Genomic DNA, 19,251 nt, shown 5'->3' with positions numbered 1-19,251 from the left:
CCGAGCTTGCTTGACACGCATCCCCCCTCGCTTCGATCCTGCCGCCCCGGTCCTCGCCCGGGGGGAAGCCTTGTTCATGTCGCCGAGACTCGCCACGGTTCTGCGCTCCATCGTCCTCGTCCTCGTCGTGCTCGTCGCCGCGGCTTGCAGTAGCCGCAGCAAGGACGGGCCTGCAGCGTCTTCGGACAAACCCCGCGTCGCGGTCTCGATCTTCCCGTTATGGGACATCGCGCGACGCGTCGCGGGCGACGGCCTCGACGTCGTGCTCGTGCTTCCGCCGGGCCGCTCCGAGCACAGCTACGACCCGACGCCGAAGGAGATGGCGCAGGTCGCGAAGAGCAAGCTTGGCATCTCGGTCGGCCTCGGCATGGATGGCTGGCTGGAGAAGATCGTGCGGGGCGCGGCGGGCACGGACGTGCCGATCGTGCAGCTCGGCCCCAAGGCGAACCCGCGGCGCATGACGGCCGAAGAGGTCGGCGCCGACGCCGCCGAGGAGGGCGAGGACCACGACGCGAAGGGCCACGACGATCATCACGACGACAAGGCGAAGCACGAGCACGAGCACGAGAAACACGAAGACGGCCGCGAGCACGACGACGGCGACCACGCGCCGAAGCCCGAGCCCAAAGGCGCGGCGAAGGGCGAGCACGACCACCACGGCCATCACCACGCGCACGGCGCCGAGGACCCGCATTTCTGGCTGGATCCGGTGCGCATGAAGTCGGTCGTGCCCGAGCTCGTCGAGGCCTTCGCGAAGCTCGATCCGAAGGGCGCCGAGGGCTACCGGGCGCGCGGCAAGGCCGTGGAGGCGGAGCTCGACAAGCTGCACGCGGACCTCGAAGCGCGCGCGAAGGGCTGGACGAAAAAGACGATCGTCACGTTCCACGGCTCGATGGGTTATTTTGCCGAGCGCTACGGGCTCTCGATCGCGGCCGTGATCGAGCCGTTCCCCGGCAAGGAGCCGACGGCGCGGTACGTGAAGGACGTGCTCGCCGCGGTCGAGAAGACGAAGCCCGCGGCGCTCTTCTCCGAGCCGCAGCTCGATCGCAGGCCCGCGCAGGTGATCGCCGATCAGGGGAAGCTTCCGCTCTTCGAGCTCGATCCGATCGGCGGCAGCGCCGGCGCCGAGACGTACGAGAAGCTCTTCCTGAAGAACGCGGATGTCCTCGACAAGGCCTTGAAATGAGCGCCGCACACGCCGAAGCGGACGGGATCCCGCAAGGGCATTTCACGCTGCCCGATCCATCGCTGACGCGGGTCCTCGAGGTGGAGAACCTCATCGTCGACGTGCCCGGGCGGAGGCTGCTCGACGGGATCTCGTTCTGGGTGCCGAAGGGCGAGTTCGTGTGCCTCTGCGGCCCGAACGGCGCGGGCAAGAGCACGTTCTTGAAGACGGTGCTCGGCCTGATGCCGCCGACGAGCGGCTCGATCCGCATCCTGGGCAAACCCGCGCAAAAAGCGCTGCGGGACGTGGGCTACGTGCCGCAACGCAAGACGAGCGACATGACGTTCCCGGCCCGCTCGATCGATCTCATCGTGGCGAGCATGCGCGGGAGCTGGCCTTTGCGCATCCGCGAGGAGGAGCGCGCCCGCGCGATCGAGATCCTGCGGCACGTGGGCGGGGAGAAGCTGCTCGAAAAGGAGATCGCGCGGCTCTCGGGCGGCGAGACGCAGCGGGTCTTCTTGGCGCGGGCGCTCGTGAACAAGCCGTCGCTCGTGATCCTGGACGAGCCGACGGCGGGCGTCGACGTGAAGGGCCGGGCGGAGTTCCTCGATTTGCTGGCGGAGATCTCGGCGAGCGACGAGCTCGCGGCGATCCTCGTGACGCACAACCTGGCGGCGGTCGCGCGCTGCGCCGAGCGGGTGGTGTACCTCGACGCGGGGCGCGTCTCCGCGTGGGGATTGCCGGGCGAGCTGCTCGGCCAGGCGTCGCTCTCGGCGATATCGGCCGTGGCGGGCGGCGACCACGCGGCGCATTCGCATCACCACAAATTGCCGGACGAGGAGTGAACGTTCGTGGACGGATGGCTCGAGCCCTTGCTGGTGCCCTTCATGATGCGGGCGATGATCGCCGGCGCGGTGGTGGGTGGTCTTTGCGCGATGATCGGCGTCTTCGTGGTGCAGCGGGGCCTGTCGTTCATCGGCGACGGCCTGGCGCACGCGGCGTTCGGCGGCATCGCCCTCGGCCTTTTGCTCGGCGTGTCGCTGGAGCGAATGACGTGGGTGGCGCTGCCGTTCACGGTGCTGATCGCGCTCGGCATCGGTTATGTCCTGCGGCGCGGGAGCCTGCGCGGGGACGTGGCGACGGGCGTGTTTTCGGCCGTGTCGTTCGCGCTCGGCGTGCTCCTTTTGGGGCTCCGATCGACGGACGGCCCGCAGGTGAACGTGGAGACGGTGCTCTTCGGGAGCATTCTGGCGATATCCCCGGACGACCTGATCACGGTGAGCGTGGTCGGCGTGGTGACGACGCTGCTCATGGCATTCACGTGGACGAAGCTCGCGTATGCGACGTTCGACCCGGAGCTCGCGGCGCTGTCGGGCGTGAAGGTGGCCGCGCTCGATTACATGTTGCTGGCGCTGACGGCCGTGGTGATCGTGGTAGCCGTGAAGACGGTGGGGATCGCGCTGGTGAGCTCGTTCGTGGTGATCCCGGCTGCGACGGCGAAAATGGTGGGGCGGAGCATCGGGCGCGTGGCGCTGCTCGCGGTGGCCATCGGGGTCGTCGGGTCGTCGATTGGATTGATGCTTTCGTACTACGCGGACGTGGCCAGCGGGGCGACGATCATCCTGACGCTGGGGGGGATGTTCGGCCTGGCCCTCTTGTTCAAGAAGAAGTGAGCGCCCTTCAAGACTCGCCAAACCACATCCGCGCAAACACCCGCGGCCGCGCCTTCTCGATCGGCCCCTGGGCCTCCTCGTCCGACATCAGGATCGCTGCCACGCCCGCCGCGTCGTCCCGCGCGAACGCGCGCAACGCGACCCGCACCCGTTCGCCGGCGAAACTCGGCTTTCGGTAAGCGATCTCCGCGGCGCGCGCGATTTGCGGGTTTTTCCAGCCGTGGTCCCACAACCGGCGCAGCGCGGCGTCCACGAAGAGGCGCGGATAGACCAGCGAATTGACGTGCTGGTTCGAGTCCGTGTGGTCGAGACCGAAGAGCACGTGCGTCGCGTCGAGCGTGAATGCGTCGTCGAGCCAGCGCGCCCCCGGCGGCAGCTCGATCGAGGCCTCGGGCGGTCGCCACGCATGGCGGTCGGGCGGCACCTCGGGAAGACCCGGCACGGAGACACGCGTGATCTTGCGCGCCTCCAGGGGGCCGAACGGGCGCGTGATCACGTGCTCGGCGAAGACACGACCGGCGAGCAGGCGCTCGCCCGCGTTTGCCGGCGGAGGCCCGTGCGTGCGCCCTGCTTCGCCGTACACGTTGCACCACATGTTCAGCATCAGCCGCTCGACCGCGCCGTCTGCGCCCACGGTGTGCGCGATCTGGAATCGTCCGTCCCCTTCGACCTTGGACATCACCGAGAGCGGGCCCTCGCCGCCCTCGATCACGAAACGGCTCAGGATCGGGACGATCCCCTCCGCCGCGAGCGCGGGCGCCGCGCCTCGTTGCCACACCGCCCGCCACACCGAAGGCCCGAGCACCACCGGCATCGCGTCGAGCAGGAGTTTTCCGTTCTGACTAATGTCCTCGTAACGCAGGACCAGCGGCCCCGCCGCGCGTTGTGCTTCCGGGACCTCGGGTTCCGCGGGGATGAACGTCATGCGCGGCGATGTAGCAACCTTTGGGCGCCTCGCTCGTGACAATTGTCGAACGTCGGCGTTCCTGGTGGGGGAGGGCTCATGTAGAATCCTTCGCGTGGGAGGGTCCACATGCGCGCTCGTCTGACTCGCTCGCCTGTCTTGCGCCGTGTTCTTCGTTCGTTTGGCCTGGTCGCCACCGTCGCTGCGGCCGCGTCGTGCCACGAGGGCATCGATACCACCCGGATTGCGCCGCCGAAGGCTACGCTCGGCGACGACCTTTACGGCGTGCTCTGCGATCGTATCGGCGCGAGCTCGCTGACCGAAGATCTCACGGGCGGATCGTACCATGCGATCTGCCACTACTCGAACCAGGGGATCTACGCGGATACGGTCGATACGAGCTTCCTGCCGCCCGCGCGCGGGGCCGAGCAGGAGACGGCGCGCGCGCTCGGCATCGCCAAGGTCGAGGCCATGGCGAAGCGGCGCAGCGACCTCGTGCAGGCCTTCAACGCGATCTTCCCCGACATCGAGATCGACGACGTCACGACCGAGGCCGAAGGCGACAAGGTGCGGCTGCACGACGCGCTCCTGTCGTTCAGCCAGAACCTCTCGCGCCTCTACGAGTCGAATCCGTTCGAGCCCCAAGGAACGCCCACGGTGCCCGCTTCGACGCGCGCGCTCGGCGAGGTCTTCGCCTCGTTCATGCAGAGCGAGCCCGCACGGCAAGCCTTCTCGAAGATATGGGGGCGGCAAGGATACAGGCCGACGGGCGCGGCGCTCGGCGCGGTGCGGCCTTTGCTCTCGTACCCGCGGCTGCGCCCGCTCCTCGGCAGCGCGCTCGACGTGCTCGCGCCCGAGGGCGTGATGGCGCCCGAGCTCACGCAGATCCTCCGCGTCGTGGAGCGCGATCTCGCGACTTCGAAGCCGACGCTCGCGCCGCTCGCGCCAATCGTCGTGGACCCTGCGACGGCGCAGCCGAACCGGCCGATGGAGACGCTCGAGATGCTCTCGCGGATCCTGCTCGACCAGGACGCGCGGTACACGAAGGATGCATCCGCGGAGCCGACGTGGATCGCGCGGCGCGATCGGCGCGGGTTTGTCGTGCCGTTCGGCAACGTGCCGGGGCAGGCGGGCACGGTGCCCGCGCCGTTCGCGGATAAGGACGGCGATGGGTTCGCGGACACGGACGAGTTTGGGCAGTTCGTCACGGACATCAACGTGCCCGTCGCGGCGATCGCGCCGTTCAGCCCGCAAGGAACGCCGGGCACGGATGCATATGGCCGCGCCGAGCCGCAGATCTACGAATACGTCGACACGTCGCGCACGTTGATCGGCGCAGTCGCGCAGGACCTCGCGCCGCTCGTGGATGCGACGCAGTACGCGCCGAGCGGCGGCGAGGACGCGTGGAAGGACGAGCGCGAGACGTTGATGTACGCGGTCGCGGGGGCGACGATGCTGCTCGGGGATCGCGAGGACGCGGTCTACGATCTGGAGACCGAGGAGGTCAAACCCGCAGGGACCACATGTGCGAGCTGTGTTCCGTATCGGCGTTTCAAGGCCGATACCTCGCCGCTGCCGGATCTCGCGCATGCGCTCGGGCAGATCCTCGCGGATCCGGAGTCGGACGCGCTCGTGCTCGGGCTCATCGATCTCGTGGAGAACCACGAGCAGGAGCTTTCGCGGTTGCTCGGCGCGGCGCTGAAGATCCGGAAGATCGCGCTCGATCACGATACGCTTGCGGCGCAGGGCACGGAGAAGCGCGCGGGGATCCCGTACGAGGCGCCGATCTGGGACGAGATCGCGGCCGTGATGGGGCGGGTCACGCAGCGGCCGGGGCTCACGGCGAAACTCATCGGATCGTTCGGGGATCCGGCGTTCGTGACGCCGACCGGCGGCGTCTCGCACATGGGCGAGTCGCTGATGCGGCTCATGACGAACCGCGACGAGATGACGTATTACGACGACGACCTCAATGGTCCGGCGTGGAACGTCACGACGAACAACACGCTCGATCCGTCGACGCCCGTCGATCGGACGAAGCCGGTCGCGGGGGAAAATCGCTCGTGCTGGGAGCGGACGCTCGACATCATTCACCACGCGAACAACGTGAAGGCGTGCAACAAGAAGGGCGCTCGTGTGAAGGCGGCGATTGGGTCGCTCAGTGTCACCTGGCCTTTGGAGCTTTTCGATCCAGGCGGTTACGACGAATGCGAACTGCTCGCGTTCCCGAATCTCGGGGTGTTTTACCTCGACTCGGTCCTGCCGGCCGATCACCCGAAGCGGGCCGAGTTCAAGATCAAATCGGGCACGCTCGAAGGCATCCTGGACTTCCTCGGCGTGTTCACGGACAAGGGCGCGCTCTTCGAGCAATCGTCGGGCATCACGGGCCTGACGCTGAAGCCGGAACCAAAGGCGCTGAACCGGCTCGTCTTCTTCGGCGCGACGTCGGATCAGTTCAGCGTGCTGCCGGACATCGACCTCTACATCCTCGGCGGCAACGCGAAGAACAAGAAGACGAACGATTTCATCTCGAACCTGATCGAGCCCGTCCCCACCGTGGTTTGTCCGCAGACGCAGATCGAGACGCGCAAGTGCCAGACGTCGGCAGACATTCTGCGCTTGCGGGGGGAAAACACGCTGTTCGTCCTCGAACGGTTCGGGTTTTACGATTACCTGCGGCCGCTGGTGACCACGTTCGCGAACGCGACGTGTAACGCGGCGGGGACGCAATGCACGCAGCAGAACGGCGAGTTCGTGGTCGACGGCGAGGTCATGCTGCTCGACCTGATCGAGATCCTGAAGCGCCACTGGCCGGGGCCCGATCACGGCGCGGAGTGTGATTCGAGCGGAGATGCCAAGACGAACCCGATCTATTGCTCGGGCGCGGGCGTGAACACGTACGAGCCGATCCTGGCGGACGCGTTCATGACCGACATCGTGCCCGCGCTGCACGAGTTCTCGAAAGCGATGCGCGACGTCTCGAAGGTCACGGTCGCGCGCGGGCCGAACGCGGGCAAGGTGCTCACGGGCGCCGACGTGCTCGAAAAGACTGCGCAGCTCCTGTTCGACCCGGCATACGCCGCGGCCGCAGGGATGACGGATCGGAAGGGGAACAAGGGCACGACGTGGGTGGACGGGACGCCGCAGGCGCAGCACACGGTGTTCACGTTGTTCGCCGACGGGCTGCACGCGATGGATCTGCGCTTCGACAACGCGTGTGGCTGTTCCGGAAAGGCGGGGCAGGAGCTCGCCGATTGCCAGGCGGCGCACGACACATGCAAGGCAGACGCGGAGCGGCGCAAGGGGCAATGGAAGCGGGCGCGCTCGCAGCTCGTGGATCAGTTCCTCGCCGTGGAGGGCGAGGGCGCGGCGGCGAAGTTCGCGAACCCGGCGATCCCGCGGGCGCTCTCGACGACGTTGCGCGTGTTCCGCGAGCAGGTGAACGCGCATTGCCCGGATCGCGAGAATGGGACGCCGTGTACCTGGGCGAAAGAGCTCGGCAAGTCGCTCGCCGACGGGCTCGACAGCCCGATGGCGGCCGCGCTCGTGGACCTGCTGGAGAAGATCCGGCAGGACGAGACGGCGCGGCGTGAGCTCGAACGGCTGCTCGATCATCTCCTGTCGTCCGCGAGCGACGGGCAGGCGCTCGAAGCGACGCTCTCGTCGCTCGCGGACGCGTTGCAAGCGCTGCTCGCCGATACCGAGATCGCGCCGCTCCTCAATGCGGCGGCCCCGGGCGCGCGGCCCGAGGACGAGGCGGGGAACAAGGGCGCATTGCCGGCAGCGCTCCAGCTCCTGAAGGCGCTCAATTCGGACGTGTACGACAAGTACCACGTGATGGATCACATCCTGCCGAACCTCGTGACGCCGATGGAGCCGGTGAACGGCGTGGCGAGGCTGTCGCCGCTGGAGATCATCATGGATACGGTGGCCGAGGTGAGCCGCATCGACGCGGCGGCGAACCCGGGGCCGCTGGCGCCCACCGATTACGAGACGATCTTCGGCTCCGCGCGTGATTTCCTGACGAGCCCGACCCGCGGCCTCGAGCAGATCTACACCATCGTCCAGAAGCGGCCGCGTCAATGACCAGAAACACCTCCCCGCGGAAGCGCGCCCTCGCGATGGGCGCGCTCGCCGCCGTTTCTCTCGGGCTCTTCTCCGAATCCGCCGGCGCGGCGGGCCTCTATCTGTCCGAGCGCGGCGTGCGCCCGCTCGGCCGGGGCGGTGCGTTCGTCGCGGGCGCCGACGATCTCGGGTCCGTCGTCTACAACCCCGCGGGGCTCTACGACGCCGGGATGAGCGTGCTCTTCGACGCGAGTTACGTTCATTTTTCGAGCGAATACACGCGCAGCACGATCGTCCGGCAGACGGATCCGAATACGGGCGCGACCGTGAACGAGCGCGTGCAGACGTTCGATCCGGTCCGGGGGAGCGCGCCGTTTCTGCCGATCCCGACGCTCGGGTTTTCGTTCGTCCCGCACGATCAATGGGTCGTGGGCGTCGGGTTATGGGCGCCGTACGTGGGCATCGCGACGTACCCCGAGACCTCGAACGGGCAACCCGCACCGCAGCGGTATTCGTTGCTCTCGCTCGAAGGCTCGGTCCTCGCGGTGGGCGGCGCGTACGCGGCCTACGCGCCGACGCCGAACCTGCGGGTCGGCGCGGGGATCGAGGTGCTCGCGGGGACGTTCCGCAGCACGGTGGTCTTCTCGGGGTGCGTGCCGGACCGGTTCTTCTGCGCGCCGGAGCAGCCGTCGTGGGACGTGCTCGCGGAGCTCGCCGTCGGGCCGATCATCGCGCCGTCGGCGAACGCGGGCGTGATCTACATCCCGCACCCGAAGGTGCGGGTGGGTTTGTCGGGGCATTTGCCGTTCTGGGTGCGGTCGAGCGGGACGATCCGGACGCGGCTGCCGTCGGCGGCGCCGTTCGCGACGGCGCGGCAGGAAGGCGAGGACGCGGACGTGGCCTTCGAGCTGCCGTGGAACGTGCGGCTCGGCGTGGAGGCGCGGCCGAACGACAAGCTCCGGGCCGAGCTCGCGGTGGCCTACGAGGATTGGGGGGTCCACGATAGCATTCGCGTGAATCCGAACGGGGTCGCGCTGAAGAACGTGGTGGGGTTTCCCGAGACGTACCTCTTGCCGCCCGTGAACCTGCCGCGCAATTTCCGGGGCGCGTTCTCGGCGCAGGTCGGCGGCGAATACGCGATTCCCGTGGGGAAGATGCAGCTCGACGTGCGGGCGGGGCTCCGCTTCGAGACGAGCGCGGTGCCGAACGAATACGTCTCGGTGCTGACGATCGATTCGAACAAGCTGACGCCTTCGGTCGGCGCGGGGCTCCACGTCGGGCCCTTCCGGTTCGACCTCGTGGTGGCGCACGCCATCATGTTCTCGCAGGACGTCGATCCACGCGAAGCGAAGATCCCGCAGGTGAGCCCGCTCGTGGCGAACCCCGCGCCGCAGCCGAACATCATCAACGGCGGGACGTATGCAGCGAACGCGACGATCGTGGGCCTCGGAGCGATGTACACGTTCGGGAAGGCGGCGCCGGCGAAGCCGAAGCCGGAGGGGAGCGGGACGTAGGCGCCGTCAGCGCGTCCCGCTTCCGCTGACCTTCTCCGCGACCTTCTCCAGCCGTTCGAGCGATCTGCGCAGGTCATCCCGGTAGGCGTGATCGTCCGTGTGGACGAGCTCGTTGCGCATCTCCCGCAGCCGGATGTCGAGCGCGATCCTGAGCTCCCTTGCTTCTTCGTCCGCGATCTCGAGGTTCATGCGCGAAGGCATGGAGCCCGCGCTCTCCGGCGAAAAGCGGGGCGCGCGCCGGGGCCGTGACGTCGGCGTGCGTGCGTGCTGAGATGGCGCCGCATGAGCGGGCGCGAGGACGAGGACGAGTTCGACGACAAGGTGGAGACGGAGCTCGTGCGCAGGCCCGATCGCGCGGCCTCGCCCGGGTTTTCGCTCGTCGTCGTCGCGGGCGCGAGCCGCGGACAGACGTTCACGATCGCGCCCGGGCACCCGTCGCGCGTGCTCGTCGGGCAGAGTCCGATGTGTGATCTCCGCGTCGACGATCGGCTGGTGTCGCGCAGGCACGCGGCCTTTGAGATTCTGCGCGGCAAGCTCCGCGTGACAGACCTCGAGTCGACGAACGGCACGTCGGTGCAAGGCGTGGCCGTCCTCGGCGCGCTGCTCACGGGCGGCGAAGTCGTCACGATGGGCGAGACGCAGATCCGCATCGACAGGCTCGCCGATCAAGCGCCCGCGGCGATCCCCTCGGCCGTGCGGTTCGGCGCGATGTTCGGCGCGAGCCCGGAGATGCGCGCGCTCTATCCGCTCTGCGAGCGGCTCGCGAGCGCGGCCGTGCCCGTGCTCATCGAGGGTGAGACGGGCACGGGCAAGGAGGTGCTGGCCGAGTCGCTGCACGAGCTCGGGCCCCGCAAGCAGGGTCCGTTTGTCGTGTTCGATTGCACGGCGGTCCCGCCGAACCTCGTCGAGTCCGCGCTCTTCGGGCACGAGCGCGGGGCGTTCACGGGCGCGACCGAGTCCCGCAAGGGCGTGTTCGAGGAGGCGCACGGCGGGACGCTTCTGCTCGACGAGATCGGCGATCTGGAGCTGCCGCTGCAGGCGAAGCTGCTCCGCGCGCTCGAGCGCTCGGAGGTGCAGCGCGTCGGATCGAACCGGTGGGTCCGCGTGGACGTGCGGATCCTGGCGGCGACGCGGCGCGACCTCGATCACGAGATCCAGGCGGGGAGGTTCCGCGACGATCTGTTCTACCGGCTCGCGGTGGCGCGGATCGAGCTGCCGCCGCTGCGGAGGCGATCGGGGGACGTGGTTGTCTTGGCGCAACACTTCTGGCGTCAACTGGCCGGCAAGGACACGCCGTTCCCGCCCGATTTCGCGCGGCGGATCGCGGACTACGCATGGCCGGGCAACGTGCGCGAACTCTACAACGCCGTGGCGCGTCGCGTGGCCCTCGGCGAGCTCGCGCCGATCGCGACGCTCCGGCCGAACACGCCGCGCGCGTCGGGCGTGCCGCGGCCGAGCGCGCCGCCGAAGCCCGCGCCGGCAGATTTCGCCGAGGAGATCCTCGCGCTCGATTTGCCTTTGCCGCGGGCGCGCGAGCGCGTGGTCGAGGAGTTCGAGCGGCGGTACGTGCAGCGGGTGCTCGCGGCGCACGGCGGCAACGTGGGCGCGGCCGCCGCGGCGTCGGGGATTGCGCGGCGCTACTTTCAGCTCATCAAGGCGCGCCACAAGGGGTAGTCTCAGGGCTGAATGGAAGGCGAACGCGGCGCGCCCCGGGTGCTCGTGCTGGGCCGTTATCGCGTGCACGACGAGATCGCGGCGGGCGGCATGGCCACGGTCCACCTCGGGCGGCTCCTCGGAGACGAGGGGTTCATGCGGACGGTGGCGATCAAGCGCCTCCATCCCTGGCACGCGAGGATCGCCGAGGTCGTCGCGATGTTCACGGACGAGGCGCGGATCGCGGCGCGGATCCGGCACCCGAACGTGGTGGGCACGCTCGACGTGGTGTCGCAGGAAGGCGAGGTCTTCCTGGTGATGGAGTACGTGCACGGCGAGCCGCTCGCGCGGCTCATCAGCGCGGCGAGCAAGCGCAAGCAGAAGATCCCGCCGCCGATCGTGGCCGCGGTGCTGGCGAACGCGCTTCGAGGGCTGCACGCGGCGCACGAGGCGCGCGACGCGCGGGGCGAGCCGCTCGGCGTGGTGCACCGCGATGTGTCGCCGCAGAACGTGCTCGTGGGCGCGGACGGCGTCGCGCGCGTGCTCGACTTCGGCATTGCGCGGGCGGCCGGGCGGGCGCACGTGACGAGCGACCATACGATCAAGGGAAAACTCGCGTACATGTCGCCCGAGCAGCTCCGCGGGGAGGTGCTCGATCGGCGGGGGGACGTGTATGCGGCGGGCGTCGTGCTCTGGGAGACGCTCACGTGTCGGCGGCTTTATGCGGGCGCGTCGGAGGACCTCGCGCTCGTGCGCCTGCTCGAAGCCGAGGTCGAGCCGCCAAGCAAACGCGTGGCCGCGCTGCCCGCTTGTTTCGACGAGGTCACGTTGCGCGCGCTCCGGCGCGACGCGGACGCGCGTTTTCCCACGGCGCTCGAAATGGCGATGGCGCTCGAAGCGTGCGGGCCGCTGGCGACGCCGTCGGAGATCGCCGCGTGGGTCGAGGAAATGGCGGGGGATACGCTCGCCGAGCGCGCGCAGTTGATCCTGGCGATCGAGAGCGAGGAGCGCCGCTCGTTGCGGCCCATGCTTTCGAGCCTGCCCGCGCCGGGCCCCGGGGAGGCGACGTTGCTCGACGTGTCGGCATCCCGCGAGGAGCCTCCGGCGTCGGTGGTGGCTTTGACGGCAAAAACGGAGGTGCCAGGTGCGACGCCGACGCATGCGCCGGAGCGGCGCGTGACGCCGGTCGTGATCGGGCTCGTCGGGCTCGTCGGGCTCCTCGTGGTGGTGCTCGTCGTCATTCTGCTGCGGGGTGTGCCGGCGAGCACCGCGGCCGCGCAGAGCGCGCCTCCGATGGCCACGAGCGTCGCCGCACCCGAATCCGTGATCACGAGCGCTCCCTCTGCCGCGGCTGCGCCGGCGCCTTCCGCGACGAGCGTCGTCGCGGCTGCGCCGCCGAGCGTTTCGCCCAGCGGAACCGCGGCGCCGCGCCCGACGACGACGACGACGCGGGCGAAACCTGTCGCTGCGAGCGCCGGCTGCGATCCGCCCTTCTTCATCGACGCGTCCGGTCGAAAGAAGTACAAGCGGCATTGCCTTTGATGGCGAAACGTTCGTCGCGACATACCCTCTGCGACGTGTCGGCGCCTCGTCGTTCGCGGGGGCTGTACGCGGCGCTCGTGCTCGTGACGATCGGGCTCGGGCTTTTGTCGCGGAAAATTCCGGGCTTGCCGGCGTGGCTATCGAAAGGAGCGGGGGACGCGCTTTATGCCACGATGAGCTTCTGGCTCGTGGGGCTCTTCGTTCCCGCGTGTCGGACGGCTGTCGCATCCGCCGTTGCGCTGCTCTTTTGTTACGCGATCGAGGCCAGTCAGCTTTATCACGCGCCCTGGGTGGATGCGATCCGCGCGACGCGTCTCGGTGGGCTCGCGCTCGGACATGGATTCCATGTGATGGACCTCATTTATTATGCGGTCGGTGTGAGCACCGGGGCCGGGATCGAGCGCGCGTGGAGGCTGCGGAGGGAGCGGCCGTCGTGATACGTTGTTGCAATGCCAGACCTCTACGAAAACCTCGCGGCAGTTTCCCAAAAGGACAGGCAGCGGCGGGAGCGTTGCCTCGCCTACGCGCGTGAGCACGCGGTGGGCCCGGTGGAGGGGCTCTTCGCGCAGGAAGGGATGGTGCGGCGAATTTGGCGGGAAGGGGCGATGCTGGCCGCCATTCCGCCGGCGGTGGTCCTGGAGGTGCTCCTGCCCGAGGTGGCCGAGGGCGTGGGGCGGTTCAGCGATTATCAAACGAAGCTGATGGCGAGGACGCGGCGGACGGTGTACGCGACCCACGCGCTCGTCTTCGGCGATCTCTCGATGTCGATCGAGGTGGGGGGGCGGATCTTTCAGCTCCACGAGCGGGTCCGGGGTGGAATTTCGTCGCGTTCGAGCGAGGGGCGGGCAGGCACGCGCTATCGTGCGAACGATCCGGCGGCCCTGCAATGGGTGTTCGCCACGCTGGTGCAGGGGGCGCTGACGACGTACGAGGCGGCCGTGGAGCCGCTCGATCGGGACGAGCGGGCGCGTTTTTACGAGGAGTCGAAGCGGTGGGGCGCCGTGGTGGGTTTGCCCCCGGAGCAATTGCCGCCCGACTGGGAGAGCTTCGCGCGTTATTTCGAGGAGATGGTGGAGGGAGCGCTGGAGCTCGGGGACATGGCGAAGGATATCCTGCGGGTGCTTTTTGGTCCGCCGTACATGCGCGGCGTTGCGAGGCTCTGCGCGGGGCTTTTGCCGGAGCGGTGGCGGAGCGCGGTGGGTTTGCCCTGGGACGCGGACGCAAAACGGGCGTACGAGCTCGCGCTCGGCGCGCTGCGCAGGACGAGGCATTTGCCGCCGGCCTTGCGGTACGTGCCTGCGTGGCACCAGGCGGCGGCGCGGATTGAGGCGGCGCGGGGAGGAGGGGTTTCGAAGACGACGCGGATCGTGCAGGCGCTCGACGCGCGCGGGTGGATCCCCGCGGGGCTCGCGCCGCCGGAAGAGGTGATGCGGAGGTGCCCGCGCGGTTAGCAGCCTGTGGACTTATCTGCTGCGCGCCCCGAATCGTCGGTCGACATCGCTCGAAATCCTTCAGGATTCCTCGCTCCGTCGCCCTAGCTTCGGGGCGCTCGCGACGCTCATTCCACAGGCTGCTAGTCCTCGGCGATGGCCTGGAGGAACGTGCGGGCGGCCATGGGCCCGGACAAACGGTAGGGGGCGCGGCTCGGGCGCGGGCCGACGTGCATGGCGATGTGTGGGGGCGGCAGCGCGGCGAACATCTCCTCGTCGACGAGGTCGTCACCGAGCGCGACGAGGCGGGAGCCGGAGGGCGCGCCTTCGAGGAGGGATGCCACGAGCGCGGCGCTCCCCGCGCCCATGGGGCGAATCTCGACGATCTTTTCGCCGGGGAGGATCTCGACGGGCGTGTTTTTGAGCAGGTCGCCGAGGTGGAGCCGTAGCTCTTTGGCCTGGAGTACGCCGAACTCGGGGTCGGCCATGCGGTAATGGAAGGTGAGGGAGGCGCTCTTTTCTTCGAGCAAGGTGCCCGGGGTGCGGGCGACGAATTGGCGGAGCAAGGGCAGGAATTTCGCACTCCAATCGGAGGGGATGTCCGTGCGGGGGCGCCATTCTCGCGCCGAGGCGTCACGCGTCCAGAAGCCGTGCTCGGCGGCGAGCGCGATGGGCAGGTCGCCGAGCCAGCGCTCGAGGACGTCGCGCGTCCGGCCGCTGACGACGTGGACGCGCGTGCCGGGGCGGCGGGCGAGGGCCGTGAGCAGGTGACGGAGGTCCGCATCGGGCGCGGCGTCGTCGGGGGCGCGGGCGAACCGGACGAGGGTGCCGTCGTAATCGAGGAGCAAGGTGAGGCGCGGCGCTTTGCGGAGATCGGAGGTGAGGCTTTCGAGGGCCGCAGACGTGGTCGCGCCGAGGGAGCGCCCGCTCGACGCCTCGGATTGCTCTTCGAGCGTGGAGAGGAAGCTCTGCGCCCAGCCGTGGACGTCGTTCTCGAGGACGCGCTGCCGGAGGTTTTGCATGCGCTGCCGCCGCTCGCCCTGGGGCATCGTGAGGGCGCGCTTGAGCGTGGCCGCGACGCCGCCGATGTCGTACGGATTGACGAGCAAGGCGTCGGCGAGCTCGGAGGCGGCGCCGGCGAACTCGCTGAGGACGAGCACGCCGTCGTCGTCGGTGCGGGACGCGACGAACTCCTTGGCGACGAGGTTCATGCCGTCGCGCAAGGGCGTGACGAGCATGACGTCGGCCGCGCGATACAGGGCGGCGAGCTGGCGCTCGTTGAAGGAGCGATACATGGAGTGAATCGGCACGGAATGCACCGTGGCGTAGGCGCCGTTGATGCGGCCCACGAGCTCGTCGACCCGGCTGCGGAATCCCTGGTACGCCTCGACGTTGGTGCGCGAGGGGACCGTGACCTGGACGAGGCGGACCTTGCCGCGGAGCGAGGGCTCGCGTTCGAGGAGGCGCTCGACGGCGAGGAGGCGGCGCGGGATGCCTTTCGTGTAATCGAGGCGGTCGATGCCGAGCAGGATGCGCTGGCCGGGCTGGCGGAAGGTTTGCGCCTCGGCGTCGACCTCGGGCGAGCCGGCGAGCGTGGAGAGCGCGGCGGCGTCGATGCCCATCGGGAAGGCGCCGAGCCGGACTTCGCGTCCTTCCGTGAAGACACGATCGACGTTGGCTTCGATGCCGAGCACGTGGAGGAGCGACGACGCGAAATGGCGCAGGTACGAGAGCGTGTGGAACCCGAGGAGGTCGGCGCCGAGCAGGCCTTCGAGGAGCTGCGTGCGCCAGGGGAGGATGCGAAAGACCTCGGCGGAGGGGAAGGGGATGTGGAGGAAAAAACCGATTCGCGCGTTGGGGATTTTCTTACGCAGGAGGCCGGGGACGAGCATGAGCTGATAGTCGTGGACCCAGATGAGGTCGCCTTCGCGGTGGTGCGCGGCGACGAGGTCGGCGAATCGCTCATTCACGCGGCGGTAGCTCTCCCAGTCGCGTTCGCCGATGGGGACCTGGTCGAGCAGGTAATGGAAGAGCGGCCAGAGGACGCCATTGGAGAATCCCTCGTAAAACCTGGAGACCTCGCCCGTGGAAAGGTGGAGCGGGACGTACCGGAGGTCTTCGAGGCGCGCTTCGAGGGCGGCGCGTTGTTCGGGCGGGAGGCGCGAGACGTCGCCGGGATAGCCGAGCCAGAGGCCTCCCGAGCGCTCGTGGGGCCCCTTCATGCCGGTCGCGAGGCCTCCGGCGCTCCGGGTGACGTGGACCTCGCCGTGCTCGACCTTCACGGTGACGGGCAGGCGGTTCGAGACGAGGAGCAGGCGAGCCATGGCGGGGGAGGGTGGCACCGTCAGAAAGCTTTGTCTACCAACGATATGTGGACAAATACTGCTTTCCCGGACGAACGGGCCCAGGGAGATTCGGAAACTTCTTGCAAGGTCCGGGGGAGATGGGTAAGGTGGCCGCGACGCTGACGAAGCGTCGCTCTATGGTCTCCTCGCGCTGAGCACGAACCCCCGTCATTGCGACGCCGCGGCTCCTTCTGTTGGAGTCGAGCTTCGGCCGTTCGCTCGTGACGGATCCGAAATCGTGGTTGCTGCTTGCTCAGACGCCGGCTTCGGGGCCGGCGTGTGTCTGGAGATCGATATGAGAAAACTCGTGTATCACGTCGCCATCACGGCGGACGGCTGCATCGCGCGCGAAGACCATTCGTTCGATTTCTTCGTGATGGAAGGGGATCACGCCGCCGATTACCTCACATCCCTCGCGGGGTACGGCGCCGTCGTGATGGGACGGCGCACGTATGACGTCGGGCTGAAGGTGGGGGTCACCGATCCGTATCCGACGCTAGAGACGTACGTCTTCTCGCGGACGTTGAAGGAGAGCCCGAATCCACGCGTGAAAATCATCGCGGAGGACGCCGTCGGCGCCATCCGGAAGCTGAAAGCGCAGGAGGGCAAGCCCATGTACCTGGCCGGCGGCGGGGATTTCGCGGCGATGCTCCTCGCCGAGGGGCTCGTCGACGAGGTGCTGTTCAAGCTGAATCCGGTGCTGCTCGGCGGGGGAATCCCGGTGGTGTCGCGGCTCGCCGCACCGGTGAACCTCGACCTCGTGTCGACGAAGGTGTACCGCAATGGAGTGGTGCTGCTCCAGTACGAGGTTCGTCCCTCGGGGAAAGCCGCCGGGAGCGCATGACCGCAGCGTGACGTGATCGCTGGAAACCAGGAGCGGGGGCGCGGCACCCCCGCTCGTTCTGAGCGAGGCGCTCAGATTCGCTTCATCTGCGTCGGCGCGAGGCGCGCGAACCGGATGACGAGCACCGCCGCGACAGCGAAGAGCGCCGCTGTGAGCCCCAACCAGATCCCGACCGCGCCCATCCCGACGGCGAACCCGAGCACGAGCGCGAGCGGAATGCCGAACGCGTAATACCCGACCACGTTCGCATTGCGCGCCGACGTCGTATCCCCCGCCCCCCGGAGCGCGCCCGCCGCGACCGCCTGCGCGCCATCCGCGAGCTGGAAGATCGCGGCGATGCGGATGAGCGGGACCGCCGCCGCGATGACGTCGGGTTTGTCCGAGAGGATCCGCGCGCAGAGCGCGGGGGCCGCGGCGAAGACGACGGCCGAGAGGCTCATCACGATGCAGGTCGAGGCGATGCCGAGGAGGCCGGCATGGCGCGCGGCCGTGGAATCCCCACGGCCGACGGCGCGGCCGACGAGGACCGAGGTCGCGTTCGACATGCCGAGCGCGATGGTGAACGAGAGGCTCGCGAGGGAGAGCGCGACCTGGTGGCCCGCCGCCGCCTCGGGGCCAATCCAACCGGCGAAGATGCCCGCGATCGAGAAGGCGCCGACCTCCGCGAGCAGGTGCGTGCCGATGGGCCAGCCAACCCGGACGATGGAGCGCGTGGTCTCGCGATCGGCGCGGAGCTCGTCGGCGCGGACTCCGCCCTCCCGCCGGACGATGTCCCGGAACACGACGCCAAACGAGACGAGCGAGGCGATGCTCGACGCGAGGCCCGAGCCGAGGACGCCGAGCGAAGGCAAGCCGACCCGCGGGAGGCCGATGTAGGCGAGGCCTTCGTCGCCGTAGATGAGGAGGATGTTGCCGATGACGTTCGTGACGTTCGCCCAGACGGCCGACCACACGAGCGCGCGCGTGTGCCCGCGGGCCTGGAGGTACACGCGGCAGGCCGTGATCAGGAGGAAAGGCACGACGTTGATGAGGCGGCCGAGCAAGAAGTGCAGGACGTTGCGCGAGGTCTCGGGATCGATGCCAGCGCGGCCGACGAGGAGGCCGGCGAGGACGATGACCGCCATGCACGGGACCGACAAGACGAGGCCGAGGCGCGCGGCCTGGCCGAGCACGGCGCGGGCGCGGCTGCGATCGCCCGCGCCCTCGGCCTGGGACACGAGCGGGTCCATGCCCAGGATGAGGCCCATGAAGAGCACGGTGATCGAGAAAAAGATGCCGTTGCCGATGCCGACGGCGGCGAGCGCGGTGGCGCCGAGGCGGCCGACCATGGCGGTGTCGACGAAGCCGAGGAGCTGGTTGGCGACGAAGCTCAGCGTGATGGGTCCGCCGAGGGCGGCGACCTCGCGGAGCTCCGCGCGCAAGGTCCGCGGTCCTGCGGCCACCGTCTCGTCCACGATGCGCGAAGCACTGGGAATCGGGGCCACGTCACTCATGGAGGGCCCCGGTATACCTCGCCGGCGCGGGCGCGCCCGACGATTCTGTGCCTGGATCTCAGGCGGCGATTCGTTCGGCGATCGTGCGCACGTCGAGCTGGGTGTAGTCCTTCTCGTGGGACGCGACGACGGCCTCGGCGACGTGGTTCGTGTGCGCGGCGAGCGTGCCGCGCAAGAGGCCGAGGAATTTCGGCGGCGCGGCGAGGACGAGCGCGTGGAAGGCATGCGCGTCGTAGAGCGAGGCGAGCCGGTCGGCGAGGCTACGCGCGAACTTCTGCGCCTCGACGTCCTTCGGGTCGGTGGCGTACTCCTTGGCGCCGCGTCCGGCGACCTGGCCGCCGCCGGTGAAGGCGCGGCCAGGTTTGTCCGCCATGAGGTCCCGGGCCATGGCACGGCTCTCGGGGTGCTCGAACGCCTCGATGACCTCGAGCGCGGCGCTCTCCTTGCCCCGCCGGAGCAGGCGGGCTCGGCTGGCGTCGGCGATGAGGACGAACGTGATTCGTTCCGTTTCTTGCGCGCGTTCCTCTTGCAAGCGTCCCTCCTCGCGCGCCTCGTCGGCGCGACGCGCGGAACATGGAGGGGTCGGGTGCATGCGGCAATGGAGCGCGGGCGCGCTTGACGTG

At 69.0% G+C, this 19,251-nt stretch carries 15 protein-coding genes; 10 read left to right on the top strand and 5 right to left on the bottom strand.

Annotated elements, in window-relative coordinates:
- Positions 1-76 precede the first annotated feature (76 nt).
- Genes QHF89_RS21330 through QHF89_RS21320 form a run of 3 tightly spaced genes read left to right on the top strand, consistent with a single transcriptional unit; the run spans position 77 to position 2,838 of the window.
- Complete coding sequence (locus tag QHF89_RS21330; RefSeq protein ID WP_136969902.1) at positions 77-1,186, top strand: metal ABC transporter substrate-binding protein; 1,110 nt, start codon at positions 77-79, stop codon at positions 1,184-1,186.
- Positions 1,183-2,010 carry a metal ABC transporter ATP-binding protein gene (locus QHF89_RS21325; RefSeq protein ID WP_136969903.1) on the top strand — a complete coding sequence of 276 codons (828 nt, stop codon included), beginning with the start codon at positions 1,183-1,185 and terminating at the stop codon, positions 2,008-2,010. Before QHF89_RS21330 ends, QHF89_RS21325 begins: the two co-directional genes overlap by 4 nt.
- Before the next feature lie 6 nt (positions 2,011-2,016).
- Positions 2,017-2,838, top strand: a complete 822-nt coding sequence (locus tag QHF89_RS21320; protein ID WP_211365418.1) for a metal ABC transporter permease — start codon at positions 2,017-2,019, stop codon at positions 2,836-2,838.
- A 7-nt stretch (positions 2,839-2,845) separates the two neighbouring features.
- On the opposite strand, the gene QHF89_RS21315 is transcribed toward QHF89_RS21320, so the two are convergent.
- Positions 2,846-3,763, bottom strand: a complete 918-nt coding sequence (locus QHF89_RS21315) for a hotdog family protein (RefSeq protein ID WP_136969904.1) — start codon at positions 3,761-3,763, stop codon at positions 2,846-2,848.
- Between the two features lie 108 nt (positions 3,764-3,871).
- Between QHF89_RS21315 and QHF89_RS21310 the strand changes: the two genes are divergently transcribed.
- Together QHF89_RS21310 and QHF89_RS21305 are read left to right on the top strand one after the other, a co-directional pair.
- On the top strand, positions 3,872-7,828 hold the full coding sequence (locus QHF89_RS21310) for a hypothetical protein (protein ID WP_136969905.1): 3,957 nt from the start codon (positions 3,872-3,874) through the stop codon (positions 7,826-7,828).
- Entirely contained in the window at positions 7,825-9,321 is a 1,497-nt protein-coding gene (locus QHF89_RS21305; RefSeq protein WP_136969906.1) for an OmpP1/FadL family transporter, read from the top strand. Before QHF89_RS21310 ends, QHF89_RS21305 begins: the two co-directional genes overlap by 4 nt.
- Positions 9,322-9,327: 6 nt before the next feature.
- On the opposite strand, the gene QHF89_RS21300 is transcribed toward QHF89_RS21305, so the two are convergent.
- Complete coding sequence (locus QHF89_RS21300; protein WP_136969907.1) at positions 9,328-9,510, bottom strand: hypothetical protein; 183 nt, start codon at positions 9,508-9,510, stop codon at positions 9,328-9,330.
- A gap of 93 nt (positions 9,511-9,603) precedes the next feature.
- Between QHF89_RS21300 and QHF89_RS21295 the strand changes: the two genes are divergently transcribed.
- The 4 genes from QHF89_RS21295 to QHF89_RS21280 are packed head-to-tail and all read left to right on the top strand — an operon-like array spanning position 9,604 to position 13,967.
- Positions 9,604-10,995: an FHA and sigma-54 interaction domain-containing protein gene (locus tag QHF89_RS21295; protein ID WP_136930949.1), complete on the top strand. Its 1,392-nt coding sequence runs from the start codon at positions 9,604-9,606 to the stop codon at positions 10,993-10,995.
- A 12-nt stretch (positions 10,996-11,007) separates the two neighbouring features.
- Entirely contained in the window at positions 11,008-12,516 is a 1,509-nt protein-coding gene (locus QHF89_RS21290; protein WP_136969908.1) for a protein kinase domain-containing protein, read from the top strand.
- A 35-nt stretch (positions 12,517-12,551) separates the two neighbouring features.
- Positions 12,552-12,953, top strand: a complete 402-nt coding sequence (locus QHF89_RS21285) for a ribosomal maturation YjgA family protein (protein WP_284720759.1) — start codon at positions 12,552-12,554, stop codon at positions 12,951-12,953.
- Between the two features lie 12 nt (positions 12,954-12,965).
- Positions 12,966-13,967, top strand: coding sequence for an oxygenase MpaB family protein (locus QHF89_RS21280; protein WP_136969910.1), 1,002 nt, complete (start codon positions 12,966-12,968; stop codon positions 13,965-13,967).
- A gap of 122 nt (positions 13,968-14,089) precedes the next feature.
- Here the strand turns inward: QHF89_RS21280 and QHF89_RS21275 are convergent, their stop codons facing one another.
- A complete protein-coding gene (locus tag QHF89_RS21275; protein ID WP_136969911.1) occupies positions 14,090-16,270 on the bottom strand; it encodes a bifunctional alpha,alpha-trehalose-phosphate synthase (UDP-forming)/trehalose-phosphatase in 2,181 nt (726 codons plus the stop codon).
- Between the two features lie 316 nt (positions 16,271-16,586).
- Here QHF89_RS21275 and QHF89_RS21270 point away from each other — a divergent pair, with 316 nt between their 5' ends.
- Positions 16,587-17,135 (top strand): dihydrofolate reductase family protein, encoded by a 549-nt coding sequence (locus QHF89_RS21270; RefSeq protein ID WP_136969912.1) that lies wholly within the window; start codon positions 16,587-16,589, stop codon positions 17,133-17,135.
- Between the two features lie 71 nt (positions 17,136-17,206).
- On the opposite strand, the gene QHF89_RS21265 is transcribed toward QHF89_RS21270, so the two are convergent.
- Positions 17,207-18,628 carry an MATE family efflux transporter gene (locus QHF89_RS21265; RefSeq protein WP_136969913.1) on the bottom strand — a complete coding sequence of 474 codons (1,422 nt, stop codon included), beginning with the start codon at positions 18,626-18,628 and terminating at the stop codon, positions 17,207-17,209.
- A 58-nt stretch (positions 18,629-18,686) separates the two neighbouring features.
- The gene (locus tag QHF89_RS21260; RefSeq protein ID WP_284720758.1) at positions 18,687-19,160 is read right to left on the bottom strand and encodes a host attachment protein; all 474 of its coding nucleotides are present in this window, start codon (positions 19,158-19,160) and stop codon (positions 18,687-18,689) included.
- Positions 19,161-19,251 lie beyond the last annotated feature (91 nt).

It is taken from the genome of Polyangium sorediatum, from assembly GCF_029946465.1.
In the GTDB taxonomy this organism is placed as follows: domain Bacteria; phylum Myxococcota_A; class Polyangia; order Polyangiales; family Polyangiaceae; genus Polyangium; species Polyangium fumosum.
Note: the sequence above shows the minus strand (reverse complement) of the source record. Positions and strands in the feature narration are given on the sequence as shown.

Excerpts from the sequence above, each read along its gene's own strand:
- QHF89_RS21290 (WP_136969908.1), top strand. The coding sequence starts at position 11,008 with ATGGAAGGCGAACGCGGCGCGCCCCGGGTGCTCGTGCTGGGCCGTTAT.
- QHF89_RS21310 (WP_136969905.1), top strand. The coding sequence starts at position 3,872 with ATGCGCGCTCGTCTGACTCGCTCGCCTGTCTTGCGCCGTGTTCTTCGT.
- QHF89_RS21270 (WP_136969912.1), top strand. The coding sequence starts at position 16,587 with ATGAGAAAACTCGTGTATCACGTCGCCATCACGGCGGACGGCTGCATC.
- QHF89_RS21305 (WP_136969906.1), top strand. The coding sequence starts at position 7,825 with ATGACCAGAAACACCTCCCCGCGGAAGCGCGCCCTCGCGATGGGCGCG.
- QHF89_RS21275 (WP_136969911.1), bottom strand. The coding sequence starts at position 16,270 with ATGGCTCGCCTGCTCCTCGTCTCGAACCGCCTGCCCGTCACCGTGAAG.
- QHF89_RS21330 (WP_136969902.1), top strand. The coding sequence starts at position 77 with ATGTCGCCGAGACTCGCCACGGTTCTGCGCTCCATCGTCCTCGTCCTC.
- QHF89_RS21295 (WP_136930949.1), top strand. The coding sequence starts at position 9,604 with ATGAGCGGGCGCGAGGACGAGGACGAGTTCGACGACAAGGTGGAGACG.
- QHF89_RS21325 (WP_136969903.1), top strand. The coding sequence starts at position 1,183 with ATGAGCGCCGCACACGCCGAAGCGGACGGGATCCCGCAAGGGCATTTC.
- QHF89_RS21315 (WP_136969904.1), bottom strand. The coding sequence starts at position 3,763 with ATGACGTTCATCCCCGCGGAACCCGAGGTCCCGGAAGCACAACGCGCG.
- QHF89_RS21300 (WP_136969907.1), bottom strand. The coding sequence starts at position 9,510 with ATGAACCTCGAGATCGCGGACGAAGAAGCAAGGGAGCTCAGGATCGCG.
- QHF89_RS21280 (WP_136969910.1), top strand. The coding sequence starts at position 12,966 with ATGCCAGACCTCTACGAAAACCTCGCGGCAGTTTCCCAAAAGGACAGG.
- QHF89_RS21265 (WP_136969913.1), bottom strand. The coding sequence starts at position 18,628 with ATGAGTGACGTGGCCCCGATTCCCAGTGCTTCGCGCATCGTGGACGAG.